Raw genomic sequence first — 8,282 nt, 5'->3', positions numbered from 1 at the left:
CGTATATTCGTTCTCTTGCGCGCGATATTGGCTTGTATGCACAAACACACGCGCATCTATCGGCGCTTAAGCGATCTTCTTCGGGTAGTATTACCATAGCTGATTGCATTACCTTAGATGAGCTTAAAAAAGAATCCTGGTCGGTTTTTACCAATAAGATACTTAACCCCTTTGATGTTATTGATGTCGCACGTTATATGCTCGATGATACCGATTTAGTTGATATGTCCTATGGCAGGTCATTGACAATTCGAAAAAACAGTCTGAGCGATTGCGCAAATTCTCAACTTGTGGGCTGTATGTACCAAAATAAACTTTATGGTATCTATGAACGTAAAGATGATAAGCTTATATGCAGAACAAACATGTTGAATGGCGTTTCGGGTGTAACATGGTAGTGTCTTCTCAGCGCAACATAAGCTGTGATAGTAATGACGATGCAAGCGCGGCAAATTTTACTTCTCATGATGTGTCATTAGCAAGCATATGTGAAAGCAGTTCTATATATCCGCAGGTACTTTCAACATACCAGCGGCTGGAACAAGATGGAATTACGCTTTATGTTTCTCCTCATGTTGCGTATACTTCGCGCACGCCGTCTTGTGTTGCCTTTGGTGTTTTTGATGGCTTTCATGTAGGACATCAAGAACTTCTTCGCAAAACTCTTGAAAGCGCACATGCGCATAATCTTACCTCTGCGGTTGTTACCTTTGACCCCGATCCATCGTTTGTACTTCACTCGCAAGCACCAGCGTCCTGTGCTCTTGATTTGGATGCTTGCCTGTTAACTACCGAACAACGTTTAGAACTCATTGCACGCACTCATGTTGACCTTATTGTTGTGGTGTCTTTTACGCCAGCGCTTGCAAAGCTTGAGTATCAAAAATTTTTGACTGATGTTGTTATGAAACATCTTGCACCTCGTATTATTCATGTAGGTACCGACTTCAAAATGGGATATCGTGGGCAAGGTGACATTTCTGCATTACGCGCTTTTGGCTCGTTACATGATATTGATGTTTTTGGTCATAGACTTGCTGCTGACAACGAAGTGGTTATTTCTGCAACGTTAATTCGTATGCTTTTGCAAAACGGCCATATAGATCTTGCAACAAGGTATCTCACGCGCTTTTATTCCTTATCAGGAAAAGTTATTCATGGAAGGGGAAAGGGTAGTGGCTTTGGTTTTGCAACGGCAAATATTCTTTGTCAAGCAAATCATTGTGTTCCTCAATCTGGTGTATATATGGCATGTGTTGTTTGTCAACACCATATCTATCCAGCAGCGGTAAATGTGGGGATCTCTCCAACATTCTCTTCCGAATTTTATGAGAATGAGCTCGGCAAGGCTCAAGATAATCTTCATAATCACGCCCAAAACAACGCCCAACATAACTCTCAAGTCAGCTTCGAAAAGACTGTCCAAGACAACACCCAAAAGAATGTCTGCGATTCAAAGAGGCGCGCTTTACCACGACAGGGATTTTTAGAAGCACATTTGTTAGGTTTTACAGGTGATATATACGGCCAAACTGTTGATGTTATTTTTATTAAACGCATGCGTGATGTGCATAAGTTTGAGTCGGTGTCTGCGCTTATCAAAGCAGTCCATGATAATATTAAAGAAGTGAAAAACTGTTTAGGAGAAACTGGAATCGAGGTGTACAGGTATGGAAACAGACGATAAGGAACGTGTGCGCGCTGCGGTAAATTTTGAGCAGCTTGTAGCAGAAACCGTACCTTTACGACCTCGCGGTGCAGATTTGTGGGGCTGTTGTCCTTTTCACCACGAGAAAAGCCCCTCATTTCATATTAATCCTTCAACGGGTTTATGGAAATGCTTTGGTTGCGGTCTTGGTGGCGATGTTTTTGCCTACATTATGCAGCGCGAACACCTCGATTTTCCTGACGCACTCAAATTTTTAGCAGATAAATATGGCGTTGAGTTAACGAATGTATCTCATCGTTCATCTCATACTCCCAAGCGCGTTCGCCTTTATGCGTGCATGCAAGCGGCTGAAGATTTTTACGAGCGCACCCTTCTTTGTTCGCGCTCAACAAAAGCTCAAGAAGCACGCATGTACTTGCAAGGTCGCTCTTTTGGAAGCGCTGTTTCTAAACGGTGGCATCTAGGATTTGCACTTGGCTCAAACGAGTTGTTAGCAGAATTGACAAAACAAGGATTTACCCGTCAAGAACTTTTAGCTTGTGATTTAGCGCGTCTTACTCCTCAGGGATTGCGTGAGCGTTTTTTTGATAGGGTTATGTTTCCCATTCATGATGAGCAAGGAAAATGCATTGCTTTTGGAGGACGTGTCATAGGGGATGGCAAGCCCAAATACCTTAACACTAAAGACACGGTTCTGTTTTCTAAAGGCAAACACCTCTTTGCATTTGACGAAGCAAAAAATTCTCTCGTGGTAACGGGCACCGCTATTGTGTGTGAAGGCTATACCGACGTTATTTCTATGCATCGTGCTGGTTTCACCAATTGTGTGGCAGCCCTTGGAACGGCGCTTACGCTTGATCATATTAAACTTATCGAACGTTTTGCGACGCGTAAGATTATCTGCATGTTTGACGGTGATGCTGCTGGTCAAAAAGCCGCCGAGCGAGCAATTCAATTTCTTGATCAAACTCGTCTTGAAATGTTATGTGTTGTGTTGCCACAAAATTTGGATCCAGCAGAATTTTTAAGTGCTCATTCTAAGGAAGAGCTTGCCGAAATTCTTTCGCATGCGCGGCCACTCTTAGATTTTGTGCTTGCAAAAAGACTTGAGCATTTTGATACACGCATTGAGGGTCAACGGGTTCAGGCGCTCCAATCTACCAGTCAGCTTTTAGCGCCTCTTAAGCATTCATTGTTTTTAGACGATTACGCTTCTCAAGTAGCTGATTTGCTTGATATGGATGTAAACCATGTAAAAGCATCAATTAAAGCTGCGCATAAAGAAGCAGCGCGTGTATATACTCCCACAAATAGTGCTCCTGTAGATTTGCAGACACCTATTCAAAACAATACCTTAAACACCAATTCATCGAAGCACGCTTTAACACCACAACATTTGCTGTCTGCTGATGCGCGTATGCAAAAAAGTTCTGAGTTAGAGTTACTTTCGTTAATGGCTGCAAAACCACAGCTTATGCACCAATATCAAGATCGTATTGCGCATTTTAATTGGCTTGATGTCACGCACGAGCAACTTGCATGGGCTATGCTTGCAACTCCTGTAGGTGCAACACCTGCAGAAGTAGTAGGAGCTGCTACACGCATTGCGCCATCGGCACCTAACCTTTTAGCATCAGGACGGGTGGTTAGTTTTTCTAACCTAGCACCAGAAATGCAATTTCAATTTTTGGTAACAAGTGTTGATTTGTGGTCATCTATTCGCGAAGTAAAAAAAATTAAAACGCAGCTTAAACTTGCGCGTACCTCGCTTACCTTTGAAGAAAGTCAAAAACTCCTTGAAAAAGCCACGCAATTACAGAAACATATCAGCGAACTAAAGAGTATAATTTCTAATGTTATCTAAAATTAGGTTTGGGTATATAACGAGTAGTTTCTCAAATCACATAAGTATGTGTCGAAAGGATATCTGTGACATCGCAAGAATCAAATCAGGATGTACAGCTTTCTGAAGAACTTCAATCAATTGTTGATAAACTAAGTTCGCAAGCAAATGCAGCAGGTAATAAATTATCCGAAGACGAAATTCAAATCGCCTTATCAGATTTTGATACTGATGCAGATGAACTTTCTGATGTATATCAGGCGTTGCGCGCTCAACATATTACTATTACTGCAGATGTTGTCAATTTGGATGATGATGATTTATTAGATGATGATTTAAAAGATGATGACGAGGAAGATCCAGATTTAGCTGCAGCTCGTGCCGAAACGCGCGCGGCAACAGAGATTTTACGTGCGGCAACAAAAAAACGTAGTAATAAACGCTCTTCCCGTGCACGTACACGCAGAATTGATAGTTCCGCAGTTATGCTTACAGGCGATCCTGTTCGCATGTACCTCAAAGAAATTGGAAAAGTTGATTTGCTTAATGCTTCAGAAGAAGTTCATTTAGCAATGAAGATCCAAGCAGGAACAGATGCGTCTAAGAAATTGGAAGCTGCAGAAAATGGCGAGATTGAATTAACACGTGCCGAGCAAAGACGTCTTATGCGTATCGAACAAGTAGGTCTTGACGCAAAGCAGGCGCTTACCTCGGCAAACCTACGCTTAACTGTTTCGATTGCTAAGCGCTATGTTGGACGTGGCATGTTATTTCTCGACCTTATTCAAGAGGGAAATCTTGGTCTTATTCGCGCTGTCGAAAAATTTGACTATACAAAAGGCTTTAAATTTTCCACCTATGCTACTTGGTGGATTCGTCAAGCCATCACGCGTGCTATTGCCGATCAAGCGCGCACCATTCGTATTCCGGTACACATGGTAGAAACCATCAATAAACTTGTCCGCGTTCAAAAAGAGCTTTTGCAAGATTTAGGAAGAGAACCAACGCCCGAGGAAATTGGCGAACAGATGAAAATGTCTGCCGATCGCGTACGCGAAATTCAAAAAATTAGTCAAGAGCCTGTGTCGCTTGAAACTCCTATTGGAGAAGAAGAGGACTCTTCTTTGGGCGACTTCATCGAAGATTCAACAGCGGTCGCTCCTCCCGATGCTGCAAGTGACTCTATGTTGCGCGAGCAGCTTAATCAGGTGCTCGATGGCTTAGCCGATCGTGAGCGTAAAGTTATCAAGTTCCGTTTTGGTTTAGAAGACGGACACCCTCGTACGCTTGAAGAGGTTGGCCGAGAGTTTGGTGTTACGCGTGAGCGTATTCGTCAGATAGAAAGCAAAACGCTTGCCAAGCTGCGTCATCCTTCGCGTTCAGGTAGGTTAAAAGACTACATTGGCGATTAGTTTGTGCTCTTAGTTTTATAGTTTGATAAAATTTTGGTACCCAATTGGTTTGTGTTATAGGACGCTTCCAAATTGGGTACAACTTTATTGTTATCTTTTATTGAGTAGATGGAGGAGAGTATGAAACACATCGCTGTTTTGGTGGGAAGCTTACGTAAAGGTTCCTATGCTCGCAAGATTGCAAATAATGTTCTTGATATGTTTCCTAAGGATTATGAAGCAAAGATTGTTGAGATTCGTGATTTGCCACTCTATGATGCCGATTACGACAACCCCGAAGAAACTGATAAGCCGCTTCCAGAGAGCTATACAGAGTTCAGAAACACCATTAAAGCCGCTGACGGCGTTTTGTTTGTAACTCCCGAAAATAATCGTTGCATTCCTGCATGTCTTAAAAATGCTGTGGATGTTGCCTCTAAACCAGCAGGTGACGTGGCATGGAAAGGCACACCTTGTGGTATGATGAGCCATTCTGTTGGTGCTATGGGTGGCTACAGTGCTCAAAAAAATCTTCGCCTTGCCCTTTCTTATTTCGATATGCCACTTATGGGTCAGCCTGAGGTATTTTTAGGCAAGTCTCCTTCGTTGCTCGATGAAAACGGTCGCATTGCTGTTGAGTCTACGTATAAGTTTTTACAAAGTTATGTAGATAAATTTGTAGCATTAGTGGAAGCAAATCCTCGTCACTAAACACGAGTATATTTTTAGCGCACGTGCAATGGTTCTACCAGCTGTTTTTCTACTTTTTTGAAATTTTACGTAGAAATTTTAATTTAGCACTTGTCTTTATGGGTGAGTTTGGTATAGTAGTTATCCGTGCTTGCGCACGATTATTCCCCGATGGCGCAGCGGTAGCGCAGCTGACTGTTAATCAGCGTGTCGTAGGTTCGAATCCTACTCGGGGAGCCAGAATATGTTATAACCGAGTATCTTTGATACTCGGTTTTTTCTTATCTTTTGATCCCCTTCGTTTCCTTTAACCTCGTATATTCGTCCATATTTTAATTAATGTCCAACCCCTCAGTTATAGTACAGCTAACGTATTAATTCATGGATACATCTGTATTCATGTACGAAAGGGGAGCGTCATGGGTGTAGCCGCGCGAGCTGAAATAAAAAAGCTTCAAACGCTTAAAAATAATTTGGTTGGAGAAGTCGAAGCTCTTTATGCTCATCAGCAAGAAATTAAACATACCATAGCTACTAAGAAAACAAGTATTCAAATACTTAGCACCAAAATAGATAAGCTTATGTTACAAAATAAAAAATTAACCGTGTCCGAACATGCTATTATTCGCTACGTTGAGCGTGTTCTTGGCATAAATATAGAAGATATCGAGAACAAGATACTCAACCAAACAACATGTCATCTGGTAGAAGAGCTTGGTAATGGTCGGTATCCATGTAACAATGGTAAATTTATGATTGTAGTAAAAGATGGATGTGTAGTTACCGTTATTGGCGACGATAAACAGTAGGATTGGTTTCTCTTTGTTTATATGCGTAATCTGTCATTACGTGGCTTCATTCATATAGGTTCTACGTTTCTTTGTAACTTCAGCAAGTCTTTTGCTTTATTATTGGTAAGCTACGTTACAATAAGGTGCGTTAGCTCTAATCAGTGAAAGTGAAGTCAGCGTTTATGCGTATAACCAATGCATCATATGATGTATGCCAACTATGTCCACGTATGTGTCATGCAAAGCGTAACCTTGGCCATGCAGGCTTTTGTGGTGCTTCTAATTCTCTTTATATCGCGCGCGCAGCACTTCATTTTTGGGAAGAGCCGCCTATTTCGGGAACAAAAGGTTCAGGAGCAATCTTTTTTACGGGGTGTCCGCTTCGCTGTGCATTTTGTCAAAACTTTAAGATTTCTCAAGAAGGTTTTGGATTAAAAATTACCACGGCGCGCCTTGCCGAGATTATGCTTGAGCTTCAAGAGCAAGGTGCGCTCAACATTAACTTGGTTACACCGCTTCATTATGCGCCTCATGTGCGTGAAGCGCTGTTTATGGCAAAAGATGCAGGGTTACATTTGCCTATTGTGTGTAATACTTCAGGATATGAGTGTCCCGAAACTATAGAAGCAATGTCTGATGTTATTGATATTTGGCTTCCTGATTTTAAATTTGCATCGTCAAAATTGGCAAAAATGCTTACTTCTGCAGCTGATTATCCGCAGATGGCCGCAGCGTCTCTTGAACAGATGCTTATAAGCTTACGTCAGCATGGTGGTCGTCTTATTGATGAATCAACTGGTAAAATGCTTCGTGGCATTATTGTTCGTCATTTAGTTATGCCTGGTCACAGCGATGATTCGTGTAAGGTTTTAGATAAATTGTGGAAGATAGGTCATAACGAGATTGATATTTCGGTTATGAATCAATATACGCCTAATAAGCGTTGCCGCAAAGCTGGAGGTAATTTAGCACATGCCCTAACAAACGAAGAATATGAAGCTGTGCTCGATCATGCCGATGATCTTGGCTTTGAGCGTATGTGGTGGCAACAAGGCGGTACAGTTTCGGAAAGCTTCATTCCAGAGTTTGACGCAACTGGTGTTCAAGGACCAGAACTTTCTTCATTCACCGCTCATGTCCGACGTGCATCAGTTGCATAAGCGCATGCACTACAATTTATCTGCGAATATGATGGAAAGGGAAAACATGACAGACGAAGTACATCAACAAAGAGAAGAACAAACACATAACGATGATTCTCTATCTCGCGCCGAGCGTGCAGAGTTATTAGAGCTTAGAAAAGAAAAAGCCGAACGAATGCGCGAGCAACAACGGGTACAAGCAGCTCAAAAACAGCAAGCCGCAGCCGCTCGTGCTCGTGATGAGCACATTAAATATATTCAAGAGAAGAACAGAAAAATCATGGAACCTGATGATGATTTACGCATGCCGCTTGGCCAAAAAATTGTGCTTATATGCTTAGCAGTGCTTGCCGCTGCCATCCTTATTATTATGCGTCTTTCGGCATAACTTAGATGCAAGACTTATGCATTTTTAGTGGTACAATTAAGGCATTAACTTTTCATTGTAAAGGAAGATACTATGGCTCTTACCGATGCAACGTCCGCTCATGACGTGTCTCTTAATACCGATTTATACGAATTTACCATGGCTCAAGGGTATTGGGATGCAGGACTTGTGGATATGCAATCGTGCTTTACGGTCTTTTTTCGTTCTAATCCATTTGATGGTGGTTATGCTATTGCGTGCGGCATGTCTCAGATTGCCGAGTTAGTTGAGAATTTTTCTTTTAATGATACGACGACCGCTGATCTTGTCGCGCTTCATGAACCAGCTGCTGGTGCTATGTTTATGACGGCATGTTTTGACTATTAGCG

At 42.0% G+C, this 8,282-nt stretch carries 8 protein-coding genes, 1 tRNA gene and 1 pseudogene; all 10 read left to right on the top strand.

Annotated features, from left to right (window positions below):
• Window positions 1-398, top strand: a pseudogene (locus AC5GD6_RS05770) (tRNA pseudouridine(55) synthase TruB); the annotation flags it as partial.
• Window positions 392-1,687: a bifunctional riboflavin kinase/FMN adenylyltransferase gene (gene ribF, locus AC5GD6_RS05765; RefSeq protein WP_491846437.1), complete on the top strand. Its 1,296-nt coding sequence runs from the start codon at window positions 392-394 to the stop codon at window positions 1,685-1,687. The pseudogene AC5GD6_RS05770 and the gene ribF, both read left to right, overlap by 7 nt.
• Window positions 1,671-3,533 (top strand): DNA primase, encoded by a 1,863-nt coding sequence (dnaG, locus tag AC5GD6_RS05760; protein ID WP_303871136.1) that lies wholly within the window; start codon window positions 1,671-1,673, stop codon window positions 3,531-3,533. The genes ribF and dnaG overlap by 17 nt, the downstream gene beginning before the upstream one ends.
• A 65-nt stretch (window positions 3,534-3,598) precedes the next feature.
• Window positions 3,599-4,924, top strand: coding sequence for an RNA polymerase sigma factor RpoD (gene rpoD, locus AC5GD6_RS05755; RefSeq protein ID WP_061102764.1), 1,326 nt, complete (start codon window positions 3,599-3,601; stop codon window positions 4,922-4,924).
• A gap of 120 nt (window positions 4,925-5,044) precedes the next feature.
• Complete coding sequence (locus AC5GD6_RS05750; protein WP_048596516.1) at window positions 5,045-5,614, top strand: NADPH-dependent FMN reductase; 570 nt, start codon at window positions 5,045-5,047, stop codon at window positions 5,612-5,614.
• Window positions 5,615-5,758: 144 nt separating this feature from the next.
• Window positions 5,759-5,833, top strand: a tRNA-Asn gene (locus tag AC5GD6_RS05745).
• A gap of 179 nt (window positions 5,834-6,012) precedes the next feature.
• Window positions 6,013-6,402, top strand: coding sequence for a hypothetical protein (locus AC5GD6_RS05740; protein WP_276769272.1), 390 nt, complete (start codon window positions 6,013-6,015; stop codon window positions 6,400-6,402).
• Between the two features lie 164 nt (window positions 6,403-6,566).
• Window positions 6,567-7,544 carry a radical SAM protein gene (locus tag AC5GD6_RS05735; RefSeq protein WP_491846436.1) on the top strand — a complete coding sequence of 326 codons (978 nt, stop codon included), beginning with the start codon at window positions 6,567-6,569 and terminating at the stop codon, window positions 7,542-7,544.
• Between the two features lie 46 nt (window positions 7,545-7,590).
• Window positions 7,591-7,914 carry a membrane nuclease gene (locus AC5GD6_RS05730; protein ID WP_276791281.1) on the top strand — a complete coding sequence of 108 codons (324 nt, stop codon included), beginning with the start codon at window positions 7,591-7,593 and terminating at the stop codon, window positions 7,912-7,914.
• A 72-nt stretch (window positions 7,915-7,986) separates the two neighbouring features.
• A complete protein-coding gene (locus tag AC5GD6_RS05725) occupies window positions 7,987-8,280 on the top strand; it encodes a hypothetical protein (protein ID WP_491846435.1) in 294 nt (97 codons plus the stop codon).
• Window positions 8,281-8,282 lie beyond the last annotated feature (2 nt).

It is taken from the genome of Fannyhessea sp. (genome assembly GCF_986145555.1).
This window is presented reverse-complemented; position numbering and strand designations above follow the sequence as displayed.

What these genes read in the sequence shown, in the direction of transcription:
- ribF (WP_491846437.1), top strand. Translation starts at nt 392, where the DNA reads ATGGTAGTGTCTTCTCAGCGCAACATAAGCTGTGATAGTAATGACGAT.
- dnaG (WP_303871136.1), top strand. Translation starts at nt 1,671, where the DNA reads ATGGAAACAGACGATAAGGAACGTGTGCGCGCTGCGGTAAATTTTGAG.
- AC5GD6_RS05750 (WP_048596516.1), top strand. Translation starts at nt 5,045, where the DNA reads ATGAAACACATCGCTGTTTTGGTGGGAAGCTTACGTAAAGGTTCCTAT.
- AC5GD6_RS05740 (WP_276769272.1), top strand. Translation starts at nt 6,013, where the DNA reads ATGGGTGTAGCCGCGCGAGCTGAAATAAAAAAGCTTCAAACGCTTAAA.
- AC5GD6_RS05735 (WP_491846436.1), top strand. Translation starts at nt 6,567, where the DNA reads ATGCGTATAACCAATGCATCATATGATGTATGCCAACTATGTCCACGT.
- AC5GD6_RS05730 (WP_276791281.1), top strand. Translation starts at nt 7,591, where the DNA reads ATGACAGACGAAGTACATCAACAAAGAGAAGAACAAACACATAACGAT.
- AC5GD6_RS05725 (WP_491846435.1), top strand. Translation starts at nt 7,987, where the DNA reads ATGGCTCTTACCGATGCAACGTCCGCTCATGACGTGTCTCTTAATACC.